Origin of the sequence: Collinsella aerofaciens (genome assembly GCF_964283865.1) — a bacterium.
GTDB lineage: Bacteria > Actinomycetota > Coriobacteriia > Coriobacteriales > Coriobacteriaceae > Collinsella.
Genome location: NZ_CAXYLS010000003.1, coordinates 79,372 through 97,422 on the forward strand (window position 1 = coordinate 79,372; position 18,051 = coordinate 97,422).

At 59.9% G+C, this 18,051-nt stretch carries 11 protein-coding genes and 1 tRNA gene; 10 read left to right on the forward strand and 2 right to left on the reverse strand.

Annotated features, from left to right (window positions below):
- The first annotated feature begins 26 nt into the window (after positions 1–26).
- Together ACRX4W_RS03055 and ACRX4W_RS03060 are read left to right on the forward strand one after the other, a co-directional pair.
- Entirely contained in the window at positions 27–2,204 is a 2,178-nt protein-coding gene (locus ACRX4W_RS03055) for a MurT ligase domain-containing protein (RefSeq protein ID WP_432299104.1), read from the forward strand.
- Positions 2,205–2,304: 100 nt separating this feature from the next.
- Positions 2,305–2,381: transfer RNA gene (locus ACRX4W_RS03060), tRNA-Glu, on the forward strand.
- 448 nt (positions 2,382–2,829) lie between these two features.
- Here ACRX4W_RS03060 and ACRX4W_RS03065 read toward each other — a convergent pair.
- Positions 2,830–4,917: a glutamine synthetase III family protein gene (locus ACRX4W_RS03065; RefSeq protein ID WP_117716780.1), complete on the reverse strand. Its 2,088-nt coding sequence runs from the start codon at positions 4,915–4,917 to the stop codon at positions 2,830–2,832.
- 423 nt (positions 4,918–5,340) lie between these two features.
- On the opposite strand from ACRX4W_RS03065, the gene ACRX4W_RS03070 reads away from it, so the two are divergent.
- The 8 genes from ACRX4W_RS03070 (at position 5,341) to ACRX4W_RS03105 (ending at position 14,944) form a co-directional block, all read left to right on the forward strand.
- Entirely contained in the window at positions 5,341–6,213 is an 873-nt protein-coding gene (locus ACRX4W_RS03070) for a methylenetetrahydrofolate reductase (protein ID WP_432299106.1), read from the forward strand.
- Positions 6,213–7,004 carry a hypothetical protein gene (locus tag ACRX4W_RS03075; protein ID WP_432299108.1) on the forward strand — a complete coding sequence of 264 codons (792 nt, stop codon included), beginning with the start codon at positions 6,213–6,215 and terminating at the stop codon, positions 7,002–7,004. Before ACRX4W_RS03070 ends, ACRX4W_RS03075 begins: the two co-directional genes overlap by 1 nt.
- 109 nt (positions 7,005–7,113) lie before the next feature.
- Positions 7,114–8,274, forward strand: coding sequence for a DNA cytosine methyltransferase (locus tag ACRX4W_RS03080; RefSeq protein WP_432299110.1), 1,161 nt, complete (start codon positions 7,114–7,116; stop codon positions 8,272–8,274).
- Complete coding sequence (locus tag ACRX4W_RS03085; protein ID WP_432299112.1) at positions 8,237–9,250, forward strand: DUF4928 family protein; 1,014 nt, start codon at positions 8,237–8,239, stop codon at positions 9,248–9,250. The genes ACRX4W_RS03080 and ACRX4W_RS03085 overlap by 38 nt, the downstream gene beginning before the upstream one ends.
- Positions 9,240–11,807, forward strand: a complete 2,568-nt coding sequence (locus ACRX4W_RS03090) for a homocysteine S-methyltransferase family protein (RefSeq protein ID WP_432299113.1) — start codon at positions 9,240–9,242, stop codon at positions 11,805–11,807. The genes ACRX4W_RS03085 and ACRX4W_RS03090 overlap by 11 nt, the downstream gene beginning before the upstream one ends.
- Positions 11,808–11,915: 108 nt before the next feature.
- Positions 11,916–13,280, forward strand: a complete 1,365-nt coding sequence (locus tag ACRX4W_RS03095; protein ID WP_117817135.1) for a PFL family protein — start codon at positions 11,916–11,918, stop codon at positions 13,278–13,280.
- A 318-nt stretch (positions 13,281–13,598) separates the two neighbouring features.
- Positions 13,599–14,486 (forward strand): class I SAM-dependent methyltransferase, encoded by an 888-nt coding sequence (locus ACRX4W_RS03100; protein WP_432299115.1) that lies wholly within the window; start codon positions 13,599–13,601, stop codon positions 14,484–14,486.
- A gap of 158 nt (positions 14,487–14,644) precedes the next feature.
- Positions 14,645–14,944 (forward strand): YhbY family RNA-binding protein, encoded by a 300-nt coding sequence (locus tag ACRX4W_RS03105; RefSeq protein WP_006234690.1) that lies wholly within the window; start codon positions 14,645–14,647, stop codon positions 14,942–14,944.
- Positions 14,945–15,013: 69 nt separating this feature from the next.
- On the opposite strand, the gene ACRX4W_RS03110 is transcribed toward ACRX4W_RS03105, so the two are convergent.
- On the reverse strand, positions 15,014–18,013 hold the full coding sequence (locus ACRX4W_RS03110; protein WP_432299117.1) for an AfsR/SARP family transcriptional regulator: 3,000 nt from the start codon (positions 18,011–18,013) through the stop codon (positions 15,014–15,016).
- Positions 18,014–18,051 lie beyond the last annotated feature (38 nt).

Here is an 18,051-nt window from a genome sequence, read left to right on the forward strand (position 1 = left end):
ATGTCATCTATGTTAGGAACGGCTTCATGAACCTCCGCTCATCTCTCGCCTGCACCTCGAGCGATATCGCCCGCTGGGGACTGCGCTCTGTCCTCAAACGCCAGGGTGGCGTGCTTCCCGGCCGCATCGCCATGAAGATCGACCCCGAGTTGCTGAGCGACCTCGCCGGCCTTGTCGACCGCAGCGTAGTGATTACCGGTACTAATGGCAAGACCACCACCTCCAACCTCATCGCTGACGCCGTTGCTGCCAGCGGCGCTACCGTGGTGTGCAACCGTGCCGGCAACAATATGGAGCCTGGTGTGGTGGGTGCTCTGCTCGAGGCCCGCGGCGGCCTTAAGCACACCAGCAGCGGCAAGCGCGTGGGCGTTTTTGAGTGCGACGAGCTCTACACCGTACGCGTTCTGCCCAAGCTCAAACCGACGTACTTTGTGCTGCTCAACCTGTTCCGCGACCAGCTAGACCGCTACGGCGAGATTGACCATACCCAAGACGTCATCGCCCATGCGTTGGAGCTCTCTCCGACGACAACGCTCATCTACAACGCCGACGATCCGCTGTGCGCCTCGATCGCCGCACGCGTCCCCAACACGGGCATCGCCTTTGGCATCGACGGCGCCACGGGCACCGAGTCCGATCGCATTAGCGACTCGCGTTTTTGCTCGCAGTGCAACGCGCCGCTGGAGTATGACTACGTGCAGTACGGCCAGCTCGGAGCCTATCATTGTCCTTCGTGCGGATGGGAGCGTCCCGCGCTGGTCCGTCGCGTGACGGGCGTGGAGCTCGGCTGCGACGGCTACGGCTTTGACCTGGTCTTTGGACCTGCGCCCGACGCTGCTGCTGCACACATCGCCACACGCTACAACGGCCTGTACATGGTCTATAACGTTGCCGCCGCCTTCTTTGCGGCGCGCGAGCTGGGCGTGGACGCGGCACATCTGCAGCCCACGCTCGATGCCTACGTCCCCGCCGGCGGACGCATGGGCCGCTGGGATATTGCCGGCCGCACCGTCGAGGCAAACCTGGCAAAGAATCCCGTAGGCTTCGATCGACAAATCCAGTCCATCAAGACGGCAGGCGGCAGACTCTGCGCTTTCTTCCTCAATGACAACGATGCTGACGGCCACGATGTATCGTGGATCTACGACGTCGACTTCGAGCGCATCGCCGACACGCCGGGTCTTGTCGCCTTTGCCGGCGGCACGCGCGCGCACGACATGCAGGTGCGCCTCAAGTACGCCGGCATCGATGCCACGATTATCTCGAATGTCGAGCAGGCGATTGGTGCCGTGGCAGACGAGGCCGCCGGCGACACTTTCTATGCCGTCGCCAACTACACGGCCTTTCCGCCGCTGGTCAAGGAACTCGACGGACTCAAAGGCACCGATACGAACTCGGTAGCCTCCCACGCCGTAACGCGCGCCGATGGCAGCGCTGTCCCCACCGATATTGCGCCGGTCGAGCTTTCGCGCCCCCTGCGTATCGTCTATCTGTACCCCGATGCCCTCAACCTCTACGCCGACGGCGGCAATGTCATCGCCCTCGAGCGCCGCTGCGCCTGGCGCGGCATTCCCGTGCGCGTGGACGAGGTCCGCATGGGCGAGTCGCTCAATCTCACCGATGCCGATATCGTCATGATGGGCGGCGGCTCCGATCGCGACCAGCTGGCCGTGGCACACGAACTGCTCGCTCAAAAAGACAAGGTCGCGGCCTATGTTGAGGACGGCGGCACACTGCTTGCTATCTGTGGCGGCTATCAGCTGCTCGGCCGTTCGTACTACATGGGCGACGATCGCATTGAGGGTCTGGGCGTCATTGCCGCCGAGACTGTGCGCGGCTCCGACCGCCTGATCGGCAACGTCGCCGTCAAGACCGACCTGGCACCCGAGCCCTTTGTCGGATTCGAGAACCACGGCGGCCGCACGCTTTTGGACGCCGATGCCACGCCGCTCGGAACGTCCGTCGTCACTGGCACCGGCAACAACGGCGACGACGGCTTTGAGGGTCTGATCTACAAGGGCGTGATCGGCACGTACCTGCACGGGCCGGCGCTGCCCAAAAACCCCGAACTCGCCGACTGGCTGATCGCGCACGCCCTCGAGCGCCGCGGCGATGCGCAGGCCACAGCCCTGCTGCCGCTCAAGCCCCTCGACGACACCTACGAGCGCGCCGCCCACGACGCCACCATGAAGCTCCTCCCCTAGCACCCCACCACCACAAAGGGGACAGGTACCTTTGTGGTGGTTTTCCAGTTTGCCAACGATATACGCGCCGGCAAAAAAGTCTGCTATACTCTTTCCCGCTGTCCCCATCGTCTAGCGGCCAAGGACGCCACCCTTTCAAGGTGGATATCGCGGGTTCGAATCCCGCTGGGGGCACCACAGAATCTGAGAAGCCCGTTACCAATTCGGTGACGGGCTTTTTGCTACCCATACGCCGGGATTCGAACCCCGAAGGCATAAAATCACACTGTCATCCAAGGGCCCGTGGACAAAAAATAGCAAATATGAGTACTGTTACCAATTTAGTAACAGCGATTTCATGCCATCAGAAGGCGATTTGGACACAAGGCGTCCTACGGCGGAGGAATTGCAGGCATTTATCAGCTAAGTACTTGGATATATGTTGCGTAACACTGCATATTTTGCAAAAAGATAATGCTACAGGGCTTGTGACAGTACTCATATTTGACGTTTTTTGCCCACGACCCCTTATTGCGTGGGCGAATCAGTTGCAAAGCGGGATCCAAAGCGTCCTTCGCAAACAAATAGCCGGGCCCCGCGCGATGCGGACCCCGGCTCAATACCGTGACGATATGTCAGTTACGCTCTACACGTAGAACAGGATGTCGTCGTAGGTCGGAACCGGCCAGTAGTCGGCGGCCACGATCTCCTCCATGGCATCCACGGCGGCGCGCAGCGTATCCATAGCGGGAACGACCTCGTGTGCATACACGTTGGCCTGCTCCTGGCCATCGAGAGCCTCGGCCTTCTGATGCACGGCGTCGAGCGCCTTAATGGAGTCGTTGATGGCGGTGATACCATTGCAGAGCTTGTTGAGCGTGTTCTGCTCGCACTGCATGGCGGCCTCAGCACCGGCGGCACGAATAGTCTCAAGGCCCTTAGCGACCTTGGTGGCATAGGCGGTAATGACCGGGCGATAGGTACGACGCGCCTCGCGAACCATCGTGGTAGCCTCGATGTTCATGAGCTTGTTGTACTTCTCGAGCTTGCAGTCATAGCGGCACTGGGCCTCGGCCTTGGTCAGGACGCCCGTCTCCTCAAAGAGCGCAATGGCCTTATCGGAAACAAAGGCGGGAAGAGCGTCGGCCGTGGTCTTGTTGTTGGCAAGGCCGCGCTTCTCGGCCTCGATGGGCCACTCGTCGGAGTAACCGTCGCCGGAGAACAGGATGCGCTGGTGATCGGTCAGCACCTTCTTGCAGTACTCGAGCGCGGCGTCCTGGAACTTATCCTCGGGCGTACCCTCGAGTGCGTCGGCGAAAGACTTGAGCGACTTGGCCACGGCAGCATCGAGCACCAGGTTGGAGTCGGAGACGTTCTGCTCGGAGCCGCAGGCACGGAACTCGAACTTGTTGCCGGTGAAGGCGAACGGGGAGGTACGGTTGCGGTCGGTGTTGTCCTGCATCAGCTTGGGCAGGGTATCGGCGCCCAGGTCGAGCACGCCGCGCGTGGCATGGACGGAAGCCTTGCCATCGATGATCTTCTCGACGACCTCGGTAAGCTGGTCGCCCAGGAAGATGGACATAATCGCCGGAGGAGCCTCGTTGGCGCCCAGACGATGGTCGTTGCCGGCCGAGGCGACGGAGGCGCGCAGGAGCTCCTGATAGTTATCGACGGCCTCGATCACCGCAGTGAGGAAGACGATGAACTGCAGGTTGTCGAGCGGGGTGTCGCCCGGATCGAGCAGATTCTCGGACTCGGTGCCGAGCGACCAGTTGTTGTGCTTGCCCGAACCGTTGATGCCCTCGAACGGCTTCTCGTGCAGCAGGCAGACCAGATCGTGGCGGGAGGCGATGAGCTTCATCTTCTCCATCATAACCAGGTTCTGGTCGATGGCCTCGTTGACCTCGCCATAGACAGGGGCGAGCTCATGCTGGCAGGGGGCAACCTCGTTGTGCTTGGTCTTGGCGGGAATGCCGAGCGCCCACAGCTCGTTGTCCAGGTCCTTCATATAGGACGAGACGGTGGGGCGGATTGCGCCAAAGTAGTGCTCCTCGAGCTCCTGGCCCTTGCAGGGAGCGGCGCCAAAGAGCGTGCGGCCGGTGATGACCAGGTCCTTGCGCTTGCGGTAGGCGTCCTTCTTGATCAAGAAGTACTCCTGCTCGTCGCCAACGGAAGGAACGACCTTCTTGGGGGTCTTGCCGAACAGCGCCAGAACACGCTTAGACTCACGCGAGAGCGCAGTCATGGAGCGCAGCAGCGGGGTCTTCTTGTCCAGGGCCTCGCCCGTGTAGGAGCAGAAAGCCGTGGGGATGCACAGGACGTCGTCCTTGATAAAGGCGGGGCTGGTGGGATCCCAAGCGGTGTAGCCACGGGCCTCGAAGGTGGCACGCAGACCGCCGTTGGGGAAGCTGGAGGCGTCCGGCTCGCCCTGGATGAGGTTCTTGCCCGTAAACTTGGTAATGGCGGTGCCGTCGTGGTTGGGCTCGAGGAAGCTGTCGTGCTTCTCGGAAGTAATACCCGAAAGCGGCTGGAACCAGTGCGCGTAGTGCGTCGCGCCCTTGGAGATGGCCCAGACCTTCATGGCGTGGGCAACGGCGTTGGCCACATCCAGGTCGAGCGGCTCACCGTCCTCGAGGGTTGCAGCAAGGCGCTTCCAAATGTCCTTGGGGAGGTAGTCCTTCATGACTTCCTCAGAGAACACCATGGTCCCGAAGCGGTCAGTAAGATCGGCCATACGGAACTCCCTTCGTATCGGCACCGCGTGAGATGCGGTGTTGATTACTAACGAACGAGTCATAGCTTAGACTCGCCGTGTTTCCGCGACATTACCGTTATGTTGCTGTCGCGAAACCAATCAATGAGGTTACCGCATCACAGCGGCGCTGCCGCCCTTAATGGCCAATCAACTGTATAAATTGCAGACCTCTCCCCATAGTTTAAGGGTAGTCAATTTGGGATGGGGCTTTATTAACTGGCATTTCGCATCAGATACCATTCAATATAGCCCTTTCCTACATTGACCGCTCTGCTATAGGCAATGCCGATAGCAAGGCATCTTTGATTGGTATCCCTAAATCGCGAGTAAAACTCCACCGTGGCACAGCGGTGCTGTAGAATCCTTACAACACATCGCACTAAATATCTAAAGGAGCACGATATGCGCGTCGACGAGGTTTTTAAGCAGGCAGCATCCCAAGGCACCACGCCCATTTCGTTTGAGATGTTCCCGCCCAAGGGTGAGCTTACCCTCGATACGGCTCGCGAGGTGGCAGGCAACCTGTGCAAGCTTTCACCGAGCTTTGTCTCGGTCACTTGTTCCGCTGGCGGCTCGGGTAACGGTGCCACCACCGCCCCCATTGCACATATGATTACGAGCGAATTCGATACGCCCTCGGTAGCGCACCTCACCTGCGTTGGCCGCACACATGCCGATATCGCCGCCAAGATTGACGAGTATCGCTCGGCCAGCGTGGAAAACGTGCTGGCCCTGCGCGGCGACCTGCCCGCTGGCGCGACTGAGGACGACAAGCCCGCCTCCGACTACGCCTACGCCCGTGACCTCATCCCCGAGCTCGTCAACGCCGGCTTTTGCGTGGGCGCCGCAGCCTACCCCGAGGGCCACATTGCCTGCGAGGATCTCAACCTCTCGGTCGAGCACCTCAAGCAAAAGCAAGATGCCGGCGCAAGCTTCTTTGTGACACAGCTCTTCTTTGATAACGAGTGCTTCTATCGCTTCCGCGAGCTTGCCGACAGGGCCGGCATCACCGTGCCCATTACCGCGGGCATCATGCCGTTTATGGGCAAGTCGCAGATCAGCCGCATGGTCTTTATGTGCGGTGCGTCGCTGCCCTCCCCCGTCATCAAGATCCTCGCCAAGTACGAGAACGACCCCGAGAGCCTGCAGGCTGCCGGTGTAGATTATGCTGCTCGTCAGCTTTGCGACCTTAAGGAGCACGGTGCCGACGGTCTGCACCTGTACACTATGAACCGTCCTGCAATCGCCGCGACCATTATGGAGCGCCTGGGGTAATGGAAAAACCGCACGTCGATACAACCGTTGCAGAAGTGCCGGCCGACCTTGCGTCGCCGGCGCTTTACCGTATCGACGCTGCCCACCACCCTCGTGTCGACCGTGCCGAGATGCTGCGGTATCTGGGCTACGGCGGCCAGCAGATTGAGCCCGAGCTGTCACGTCGAATTGAGCTTGTCGTTGAGCGTCTGGAGCTGGATATCGAGCCCCGCGGCGTGCGACGCGTGTTTGCCGTCGATGCCACGGGCGTCGACGAGCAGGGCGAGCCCTGCATCCGCTTGGTTGGCACCAATGTTGAGCTGCGGGGTCGTGATATCTATCGCCACCTTAAGGACGCCCGCCTGGCGGCGCTCATGGCCTGCACCCTCGGCATGGACGCCGAGCGTCGTCTGCGTACCACGGGAGCCCAGCAGCCTCTGGAAGGCGCCGTGCTCGACGCCGCATGCTCTGCCTATGTAGAAGCCGCCATCGAGCAGATGGACCAGCAGGTCAAGGCTGCGGCCGCTGCACACGGGCTCGCCGGTAACTGGCGCTTTAGTCCCGGCTATGGCGACTGCCCGCTCTCGGCCCAGCGCTCAATCGTGGATGCACTCAACGCCACGCGCCTCATTGGACTTACCGTCACCCCCACCAGCCTGCTCATGCCCACCAAGAGCGTGACCGCGGTGATCGGTCTGTTTGACGGCGGGGTCCACGACGCCCAGAGCCGCCCCACCTGCAATATCTGCCGCATGCGTGAGCACTGCCGCTTCCGCGCCGCCCACACCACCTGCTATTCGCATTCTGAATAAAATGTCAATTGATGGCACGGTATCGAGGGAATCTCATCCGTAAGTAAGCGGATGTCCTCACAAACAAGTACCATAAGATGCCAAATAACAACTATCTGAAAGCCAGTACATGCACAACATTCTGCAGTTCTCGCCACAACTAACCGCGCTTGAGTTTTTTTCAGGCATTGGCTTGGCTCGTGCCGGCATGGCAAAAGCCGGAATCAAAACAATCTGGGCAAATGACATAGACCGTACTAAATGCGCCATGTACAGCCAGTGCTGGGGCGATGAGCATCTAGTCGAGCAGGATGTCCACACACTCGACCCCGACCTAATACCCCAAGCCGACATCGCATGGGCGTCAAGCCCTTGCACAAACTTATCTCTCGCGGGAAACAGGGAGGGACTTATCTCTGGCAAAGAGTCCAGTGCGTTCTTTGGCTTTATTAAGGCCATCGAAGGAATGAGCGATCGTGCCCCGCGGGCACTTGTTCTCGAAAACGTCATCGGCCTTGCCACGTCTAATAACAGTGATGACTTTAGACTCGTTTGCCAGGAATTTAATCGTTTAGGCTATTCATGCGACGCTTATTTTATCGATGCACGGCACTGGCTTCCCCAGTCACGCCCCCGCATGTTTGTCGTCGGATTAAAAGACCCTCTTCCCAACAGCCGACTCGATTCCTCGCTTCGACCTGAAAAGGTCTCCTGGATTCACTCCGACCCTTCACTCATTACGCACGTCTCTCACCTAAACGAGCCGAGCCCACTTCGCATGACGGGCCTTGCAACGGTTGTTGAAGATATTCCCGAGGGCGACAAGCGTTGGTGGAACAAAAACCAAGTACAAGCATTTATCGACTCGCTTGCACCGCATCAAGCAGAGCGCCTTCAGCGCTTCTTAAATGCCAAAGAAAAAACTGTTCGCACTGCTTACCGTCGCACGCGATCAGGCGTTGTGCGCTGGGAAATCCGTGAAGAAGAAATTGCCGGATGTCTAAGAACGGCTCGCGGCGGCTCATCAAGACAGGCAGTCGTTATATGCGAAAACGGAAAGATAAAAGTTCGCTGGATGACTGGAACCGAATATGCCCGTCTCCAAGGTGCTGACTCATGTCAGTTTAGCGGCTTCTCGGATGCTCAGATTCGCTACGCATTCGGCGATGCAGTTGCCGTGCCAGTTGTCACTTGGCTTATAAAAAATGCAGTCAAACCCGCGCTTATGTCTTCAAGGAACGGAGTGAACAATAATGGAAATGACCAATTGCTCCTTGAACGAGCCCGATAAAGATATCTTGGATGCCATTGAACTCTGGTACGAATCCAAACGCAGCAAGCGAGGCAATGTCAACCGTAGCGTCATGGCGGTTGGCATAGGCATAAGCGAGCTGTTGCAAAACCGTTTTCCGCTCACCGACGATTATGTGCAATCGGACAAGGGGAGCCAAGTACGAGGCCTAAGTGGAGCATGCATCAAAACAGTTTTAGCCAGACATGGGGAAACGCGTGCCTTCGCATCAGAGGGCGGCAGAACCTCACGCGGCACACTCCCGATGGCGCTTGAGCTTGCCACAATTATCAACTCTGCCCTACCCAGTGACACTTGCGAAGACGCTCGTCTTGAAGCTGCGAATGCAATCGCCAATTTCTTCGTCGAGCGAATCCAGGTCGATTTCTTTAACCGGCAGAGAATCAAAGTCGAAATCGATCTTCAAAAACCAATTTCTGTCATTGTCGATGATATCCTAGCCGAAGCAAGCCTACGGTCCGATAAGCCAACGGGTACCGTCGCACAGCACCTGGTAGGCGCAAAACTAGAGATGTTATTTCCAACCATAGAAATCGGAAAGGACAACTCAAACGCTGCCGACCAGCAAACAGACCGTTCTGGCGATTTCCAAATCAATGATGCTGCATTTCACGTGACTGTATCGCCAATGGCCAAATTGACCGATCGATGCCGAGATAACATTCGAAATGGCATTCGGCCCATCGTCGTTGTCCCCCACGATAAAGTTTCCTTCGCTTACGGACTGTTCGAAAGTGAGGGACTCGGCAATCGCGTACAGGTTATCGCGCTCGAATCGTTTATCGGCATCAATATTGAAGAATTATCGTTCTACAAGCGAGACCTAATTCGATTAAATGTCGCACGGCTTCTTGCCCACTACAACAAGCGAATCGAAGATATCGAGCCCGACAAATCCCTTCAAATAGAAATTCCTCAGTGGGCTCTAGACGAAATGGACGCACATGGCGAATAGCTCAAACATACTTATCACTCATGATCTGGACGGTGCCGCGCTGGCGGCGCCTGTTGATGCTGCGCGCCGCAACGGGGCTGCATACAAGACGCGCACGATCGACGACCTTCGCGTTAAGGACGATCGCCTGCGCGCCGCCATCGAGGGCACGGGACACCTGCTGTTCGACGGCGGCATGGGCACCATGCTGCAGGCGGCCGGCATGAAGGCCGGAGCCCTGCCCGAGCTGCTCAACTTTGAGGAGCCCCAGGTCATTACCGACATTCAGCGACAGTACGTCGAGGCCGGCTGCGACGTGATCACCGCCAACACCTTTGGCGCCAACGCCCACAAGCTCGACGGTACCGCCACCGTGGCAGATGTCTTTGCCGCCGCTGTCGCCTGCGCCCGCGCAGCCGGTGCCCACTACGTCGCCGGCGATATCGGCCCCATCGGCGCGCTGCTGCGCCCCCTGGGTACCCTGAGCTTCGACGAGGCCTACGACCTCTTTGCCGAGGAAGTGCGTGCCGGCGTCGATGCGGGCGTGGACCTCTTTATTATCGAGACCATGACTGACCTTGCCGAGATCAAGGCGGCGGTCCTCGCCTGCCGCGAGAACTCCGACCTGCCCGTCTTTGCCACCATGACCTTTGAGGAAGACGGCCGCACCTTCTTGGGCACGAGCCCCGAGGTCGCCGCCATCACCCTCGACGCCATCGGCGCCGACGTTTTGGGCATCAACTGCAGCCAGGGCCCGGCCGAGCTCCGAGGACTCGCCGCTCGCATGCTCACCGTCACCGACAAGCCCGTTATGGTGCAGGCCAATGCGGGACTGCCCCGCGTGGACGATGACGGCAATACCGTCTTTGACATCCAGGCACCCGAATACGCCGAGGCCGTCGCCGGCATGATTGAGGACGGCGTGAGCGTCGTGGGCGGCTGCTGCGGCACCACGCCGGCGCACATGGCCGCCTTGCGCACGCTTATCGATAACCACACGCCCAGCCCGCACCACCGCAAGCCCAGCATGTCGGTCACGAGCGCCCAGACGGTCGTGGACCTTCCCTGTGACGGTCACAAGATCGCCGTCATCGGCGAGCGCATCAATCCCACCGGCAAAAAGCGCCTGCAGCAAGCCCTGCGCGACGGCGACCTGGACTACGTCGTGAGCCAGGGCATCAGCCAGCAGGAGCAGGGCGCCGACATCCTGGACGTCAACGTGGGCCTGCCCGAGATCGACGAGGTCAAGATTATCCAACAGGCCACCGAGCAGCTCCAAGGCTCCACGCTGCTGCCGCTGCAGATCGACTCCACCGACCCCGCCGCCGTCGAGGCCGCCGTACGTCGCTACGCCGGCAAGCCCATCATCAACTCGGTCAACGGCAAGCAGCAGATCATGGACGAGATCTTCCCGCTGGTCGCCCACTACGGCACCAACGTTGTCGGCCTTACGCTCGACGAAGGCGGCATCCCCGATACCGCCGAGGCCCGCTTTGCCATCGCCGAGCGCATCGTGGCCGAGGCTGCCCGCTACGGCATTGGCCCGGACCGTATCCTCATCGACTGCCTGGTCATGACCGCCTCGACCAATCAACGCCAGGCCGAGCAGATCCTGCGCGCCATGTCCCTGTGCAAGGAGCGCCTGGGCGTCAAATGCGCGCTCGGCGTGTCGAACATCAGCTTTGGTCTGCCTGCCCGCCCGCTGCTGGGCTCGGTCTTTTTGGCCGCCGCCTTTGGCGCGGGCCTCGATGCCCCCATCATGAACCCGGGCTCCAAGCGCTTTATGGACACCGTCTACAGCTATCGCGTCCTGAGCGTTGAGGACGAGGGCTCGACCGGATACATCGAGCGCTATGCCGGCTGGACCGATCCGTATAAGATCGCCGCCAACCCGGCAGCAGCTCAGGCCGCATCGACCGACACCGTGCCCGCTGCCGGCACCGCCGGCACCGACGGCAACGACGACCCGATTCGTCGCATGGTCGTCTCGGGCCGCAAAGGCGAGATCGCTGCCGAGACCGAGCGTCTGCTGGCAGACCACGACGCCATGGACCTTATCAACAACCACTTTATCCCCGCCCTCGACGAGGTGGGCGTCCTCTTTGACCAGGGCAAGTTCTTCTTGCCGCAACTCATGGCCTCGGCCGAAGCCGCACGCGTGGGCTTCGACACCATCAAGCGCCTGATGCCCGCCGGCGAGATCGCCGACAAGGGCAAGATCTGCGTGGCCACCGTCAAGGGCGACATCCACGATATCGGCAAGAACATCGTCAAGATGCTGCTCGACAACTACGGCTACACCGTCTTTGACCTAGGCCGCGATGTCGACCCGCAAGAGGTGCTCAAGACCGTGCGGGAGCGTGACATTAAGCTCGTCGGCCTCTCGGCGCTTATGACCACCACCGTCGTCGCCATGGAGGAGACCATCAAGCTGCTCCATGCCGAGGTGCCGGGCGTCAAGATCATCGTAGGCGGCGCCGTGCTCACCCCCGAATACGCCAAGCAGATCGGCGCGGACTACTACGCCAAGGATGCCGCCGAAAGCGCGCGCATCGCCGAAGAGGTCTTTGGGCAGTAACACAACGGAAACAACCGAGCACCAAAACGTGTCGCATGCGCCACTTGGCACGTGCGGCACGTTAGAATAGAAAAGACTATGCTCGTTTTGGCAGATAGGAGCGCAAGGATGGCGATCACGCCCGCAGAAATCGCGGAAACCCGCGGCATGGTTGAGGAACAGAACCTCGACATCAGGACCATCACTATGGGTGTTTCGCTCATGGGTTGCGGTGACGAGAACCTCGACCGCATGTGCACGAAGATCTACGACCACGTGACGCACACGGCTGAGCATCTGGTCGAGACCGCCGAGAACCTCGAGCGCGAGTACGGTATCCCCATCGTCAACAAGCGCGTTTCCGTCACCCCGGTGGCGCAGATCGCCGCGTGTTGCAAGGATGAGGACCTCACCCCCATCGCGCATGCCCTCGACCGCGCGGCCGAGACGCTCGGCATCGATTACCTGGGCGGCTTCTCCGCGCTCGTCCAGAAGGGCATCGGCGATGCCGACCGCCGCGTTATCCAGTCCATCCCCCAGGCGCTCGCCACCACGAGCCGCGTCTGCTCCAGCGTCAACGTCGCCAGCCTGCGCGCCGGTATCAACATGGACGCCGTGCTTATGGCCGCCCAGACCATCATCGACGCCGCTAAGCTCACGGCCGACCAGGACTCCGTCGGCGCTTCCAAGTTTGTCTGCTTTGCCAATATGGTCGAGGACTCACCGTTTATGGCGGGCGCCGTCCACGGCGGTGGCGAGGCCGACGCCGTCATCAACGTAGGCGTCTCGGGCCCCGGCGTTATGGCAGCAGCCCTGGAGAAGCTGCCCGATTCTGCATCGATGATGGAAGTCGCCGAGAAGATTAAGCAGACCGCCTTTAAGATCACCCGTGCCGGTGAGCTCATGAGCCGCGAGGCCGCCCATCGTCTGGGTGTCGAGAAGGGCATTGTCGACCTTTCGCTGGCACCTACGCCTGCCATCGGCGACTCCGTCGCTCGCATCCTCGAGATCATCGGCGTGGGCACCTGCGGTGGCCCCGGCACGACCTGCGCGCTCGCCATGCTCAACGATGCCGTCAAGAAGGGCGGCGTCATGGCCAGTTCCAGCGTGGGCGGTCTTTCGGGCGCTTTCATCCCCGTGTCCGAGGACGCCGGCATGATCGCCGCCGTCGAAGCCGGTGCGCTTTCGCTCGAGAAACTCGAGGCCATGACCTGCGTGTGCTCCGTTGGCCTGGACATGATCGCCATCCCCGGCGACACCCCGGTCGAGACCATCGCCGGCATCATCGCCGACGAGATGGCCATCGGCGTCATCAACAACAAGACCACGGCCGTCCGCGTGATTCCCGCCATCGGCAAGGGCGTGGGCGACTGCGTCGAGTACGGCGGCCTGTTTGGCCGTGCGCCCATCATGCCGGTGAACCCCAACGCCGGCACTGTGCTTGCCCATCGCGGTGGACGCTTCCCGGCGCCGCTGAACTCGCTGAAGAACTAGCTGAGGGGGACTGGCGAGGAGCCCCGGGGAGGGCAAATATATAAGGTCGCCTGCTCGGACAGTCCTGGCTCGCACGGAGAGCACATTAAGTGCTCTCCGGCTCGTGCGGAACTCGCGATCGACCTTATATATTTGCCCTCCCCGGGGCTCCCGCACAACGGGACCTCAGTTGGGTTCTATCCCGGTTGCAGTTGCTTCGCTCCTGCACCACTTGGCTGGTGCGGCGGTTTGGCGTTGGAACAGTTCTTTTTCTGATATATGCTTGTTGCGGCTCTTCTTTTGGGAGGAGCCGCTTTTTTGTTGTGAGGGGGATGGCCCGTGGCTGATGGTGTAATTCAATCTGAGCTGCTTTCTGCGGATTGGAATGGCGAATGGATGCGTCTGCAAGCTGATCGGCGGCGGGCTGATGATTCTTTTGAATGGGATAAGCGGGCTCGACATTTTCGACCTCTTGAGACTGCCCCGTATGCCCGGGACTTTATGAAGCTGTTGGCGTTAAAGCCTGGTGAATCCGTGCTTGATATGGGGTGTGGGGCTGGGTCGATTGCTATTCCGCTTGCTCAGGCTGGGCATCCTGTGATTGCAGCCGACTTTTCCCCTGCTATGTTGGGCACGCTTGATGCTGGCATTGAGTACTATGGGCTCGAGGATCGCATTACGCCGCTTGAGCTTGCTTGGGATGATGACTGGGATTTGGTTGGACCGGTTGCCAAGACTGTGGATGTTGCCTTTGCCAGTCGTTCCGTCACCACAAATGACCTAAAAGGTGCGCTTGCCAAGCTTGACCGTGCGGCTCGTCGGCGTTGTACTGTCACGATGGTCGCTAACTCCAGCCCGCGCTATGATCTGCACTTGATGAACGCTATCGGCGCCTCGGTTACCTGCAGCAATGGCTTTGTGTACGCCTTCAACATCCTCATTCAGATGGGTGCGTTGCCGCAGGTTACATACTTTGAATCGCCTCGTCGCGATACCTTCGATAGCCTTGAGGCAGGCGTGGCGGATTTTTCCCGTATGCTCGAGCATGGCAACGAGGATAAGATCGACCGCCTGCGCGACTATATCGCTCAGCACATGATCGAAAACCCCCATGCCGGCGAGCCGGGCTCCAAGGGCGTGCCGCAGGGGCGCTATATGCTCGACCATATCCGTAAGGTTCGCTGGGCGTTTATTGCATGGGAACCGGTCTCTGAATCCCGCTCGTAGCCCGTTCACAGCCCGCACTGCCCATCACCTCGGCATCCGCATTCTTTTTGAACTGGGCAAACGCGCTCCACACCGCGCCGTTCCTGCGCTATCGTGGGACAGCTCACGTAGATTAAGGCCCCGTCGCGGGGCGCCCCATACATAGAAAGCGAGAACCCATGGCACTGACAGGAGCCCAGGTCAAGCAGCTTCGCAGCATGGCCCATCACCTCAACCCCGCCATCATCATCGGTAAGTCCGATGTCAACGAGGGCACCGTCGAGCAGACGGTCGCCTACCTGGAGAAGCATGAGCTCGTTAAGTGCTCCGTGCTCGATGGCTCCAGTCTTTCCGCCCGCGAGGCCGCCGAAGAGCTCGCTGAGCGTTGCCACGCCGAGGTCGTCCAGGTCATCGGCCGCAAGTTCTCGCTGTATCGCGAGTCCTCGCGCAAGGACATCGAGAAGATCAAGCTCGTCTAAGAGTCAATGATCCGGCGAACCAACACATAGCAAGCATACGGGTGCCCAAGTACTTCGGGCGCCCGTTTTTTATCGCTCGACCAGCACGCGATTGAGCCGCCCCTCCACCAAGCGCTCGTATAGACGCCGCGTCTCGGGCTCGGGCACGCCATTGACCTGCTCCCTCAGATGGTGCATATGCCCACTGTATAGCTCGACGATATCGCGCCTCCGCCCCGCCGCACTGTAGACACGCATGGCGCAGCGCACCATATCCTCACGCGCCGTTTCCTGTCGAAGACCCGACTCCGCCAGCCAAATCGCCGACTGCAGATCGTTTTCTTCTAGAGCGGCATTTGCTCCCTTAATCATGCAATCGATGTACTTTGACTGCATAATGCGTCGCATACGCAAAAAGTAGGTGGGATTACAGCCATTGGGAACATACAGCGGTCCGGCATAAAGCTGCTCAATCTTAAGGCACAGCTCAACTAAATGGGGCCCGCGCGCACCCGTGCGATTTCCCAAAACCTCGCGGCTTATCTGGTCAAACAGCCGTACATCGGTCTTGACGTAGTCGCCGTTGAGTCCGATGCATTCATTTTGGATGAGCACGCACGACTTGCCATCCGGCGTCGGTCCCAAAGCCGACCGCAAGCGCGATATCGTCGAGTACAGGTTGTTGCGGGCGCTATTGAACTCGGCATGGGGCCACAGCTCCATGGCCAACGTCTCACGATCGACGAGTGCATCCATGCCCAGCGCAAGCCGCTCGGCAAGTGTCGCCGCCTTCTTGCGGCGCCACATTTTGTCCGTGATGGGAAACCCGTCGCGCTCGGCGCGAAACGCACCAAACATGCGAATCTCGATATGGTCAATGGTATCAACGGCTTCAACCTCGCCGGCCTGGAACAGGCGCTCGCCTTCCCCTTCCAAATCGTCGCGCAGCGAGTACCGCGACAGCTCGCGCACGGGAAGCTTCTTGCGAATCCTGGTCGCCGGCTCGCCCAGACAATGCATGGCAAGGCGCGCAAAGAGCCGATACGATGGCTCCAGAATCCCCGCACGATTCATGGACATCCAGGCCGCAAGATCGCTGTCTCGGCCCGCACAGGCCAAATGCAGCGCCACCATCCAGGCCTCCGCTCCACCAACCTGCGTCTGGCTTATATCGAGTAGCTCCGCTTCCTCGCGCACCGAAACCATCGAGGTGTTACGCAGATACGCCGCGCGCTCCAACAGCAATGCGTTATCGCGCATGTACGCAATCGACTCCTCGGCAAGTTTGAGTACTTGGACCGCACGGAACTTTGCATTAACCGGCCGTCCCTCTGCCAGCGACTGCCAGCCTTCTAGCAACAGGCCAAACAGCTGAATCTGGTTGTCGCGCATGCGCACGGCAAAACGATCGAGCTCGTTGAACGCCGCGTCGTCGGTTACCGGCAGGCCGGAAAGGAGCCGCCGTGCCGCCAACACCATGCGCACCCAGATAGCCATCGCCTTAAGCCCACGTACGTCGAGCGCCTCCCGCACCACCGCCATCTCGTCGTCGCGCTCGTCGGTTCCCGCAAACGACCCGTCAAAGAGCTCCACCAGCATGCTATCGGCCCGTATAACAATCCCCGCGATGTCGAGCTCGCAGTCGTAGGCCTTGCTCGTTTTGAGCTGCTGTAGAACGCCGCCGTCATCTCCCCGCTCGGTCAGGCAGCGCTTGACCTCGATATGCGCGGACAGCATATCGAGTGCGGTATGGGATGTCTCGATTTCTGGCACGGCCAGGTTCGCAGGAAGCCCAAGCCCGTTGTCCCCATAGCAAACAGCCGTCAGTGTCTGGGCCACCCTCCATGAAACAGGGTCTATTTCGCAGGCCGCCCGTTCGCCCCCGCGCTCGATAACCGATGCCATATAGCGAGCGAGCTTTGTATTGGACACGCTGACCGCTGCCAGATATACGCCAAGCGCCTCGGCAGGCGTTGGCTCTGGAGCCGGATCGTCGGCATCGATCGTGCCCAGCGCTGCTCGGCAGATATCGGCCCCGTGCCCCGTCAGAGCCAGATCGACCCCATACTGCCCAGCAAGTTCAAGGACCGCTTCACGGTCCAAAAAGGCGTCCGCCAGGCCCATCGCCGCATCGCATCTACCCGCCTTAAGCAAAATCCGGGCCGCCCTCGGAACAAGTTCGGGGCGAACCTCGGCCACCAACTTACGCAAACGCAAGCGTCCGTTATCCTCCGTGCCCAGACACGTAAAACTCCGCTCGGCGGGATCCAAGCCAAAGATCGGGTAGTCGCGTACAAAGTAGGACTGGTCGACCATCGACAGCCTCACCCCGCAAGCCTCGAGTTCTGCGATATTGCCCTCGCCCATCAAAATCATGAGACATGCCACGCAAAACAGTGCATTATTGTCGAGCGAAGCCAGATCGACAAGTGCCGCGCCATATACGTTGACAATCTCGTTTTCGAGCAGACCGGCTACGTCGCCTTGGCCATACAGACCCGTCTGCAATGCCGAAACGAGCTCGGGCACGCCCTGCGTGAGCTGATAAAAGTCGAGCGATGTGCTGATCGAAAACGCCGATGCCCACGCCGAATACTCATAGGCATGCACCTTGAGCATCTGCGCATTGATCTTAACCGAATCGCCCAGCCCATGAATCAGCTGACGATTTGAAGGACGGCAGGAGATAAAGACCCCTACCCCCATGGCGCGCAGGCCGCGAATCCTGTCGATGAGGTCTTCGGTATCGTGCTGATCGAGGTTTGGCACATTATCAATCGCGATAAGGGAGTGCGGTTTGTCTTTGAGTTCTTCGGTAACCACCTCGAGCTGCATAAACACCTCGCGCCCAGTGGCGCGATCGGCCTCGATAATCCGCACGGGACCTCGCGTCGGGTCGCATTTAACCTCATGGGTGTACTGCAGCAGCACCGAGGTCTTCCCAAACCCGTCGGGCGCATAAAGAACCACGATGCCGGCCTTTCGGCCCTTGGCGAGAAGCTCATTCATCAAGCGTTCGCGTCGCACCATATAGCCTCCGCCCAGCGGCATCAGCTCGAGGTCGTCTATACTGCTCAAATCGTTTACCATGCCCGCTCCTCAACTCGACCGTATGGACACTGTAACCG

What these genes read in the sequence shown, in the direction of transcription:
- ACRX4W_RS03110 (WP_432299117.1), bottom strand. Translation starts at nt 18,013, where the DNA reads ATGGTAAACGATTTGAGCAGTATAGACGACCTCGAGCTGATGCCGCTG.
- ACRX4W_RS03095 (WP_117817135.1), top strand. Translation starts at nt 11,916, where the DNA reads ATGGCGATCACGCCCGCAGAAATCGCGGAAACCCGCGGCATGGTTGAG.
- ACRX4W_RS03105 (WP_006234690.1), top strand. Translation starts at nt 14,645, where the DNA reads ATGGCACTGACAGGAGCCCAGGTCAAGCAGCTTCGCAGCATGGCCCAT.
- ACRX4W_RS03070 (WP_432299106.1), top strand. Translation starts at nt 5,341, where the DNA reads ATGCGCGTCGACGAGGTTTTTAAGCAGGCAGCATCCCAAGGCACCACG.
- ACRX4W_RS03055 (WP_432299104.1), top strand. Translation starts at nt 27, where the DNA reads ATGAACCTCCGCTCATCTCTCGCCTGCACCTCGAGCGATATCGCCCGC.
- ACRX4W_RS03085 (WP_432299112.1), top strand. Translation starts at nt 8,237, where the DNA reads ATGGAAATGACCAATTGCTCCTTGAACGAGCCCGATAAAGATATCTTG.
- ACRX4W_RS03075 (WP_432299108.1), top strand. Translation starts at nt 6,213, where the DNA reads ATGGAAAAACCGCACGTCGATACAACCGTTGCAGAAGTGCCGGCCGAC.
- ACRX4W_RS03065 (WP_117716780.1), bottom strand. Translation starts at nt 4,917, where the DNA reads ATGGCCGATCTTACTGACCGCTTCGGGACCATGGTGTTCTCTGAGGAA.
- ACRX4W_RS03080 (WP_432299110.1), top strand. Translation starts at nt 7,114, where the DNA reads ATGCACAACATTCTGCAGTTCTCGCCACAACTAACCGCGCTTGAGTTT.
- ACRX4W_RS03090 (WP_432299113.1), top strand. Translation starts at nt 9,240, where the DNA reads ATGGCGAATAGCTCAAACATACTTATCACTCATGATCTGGACGGTGCC.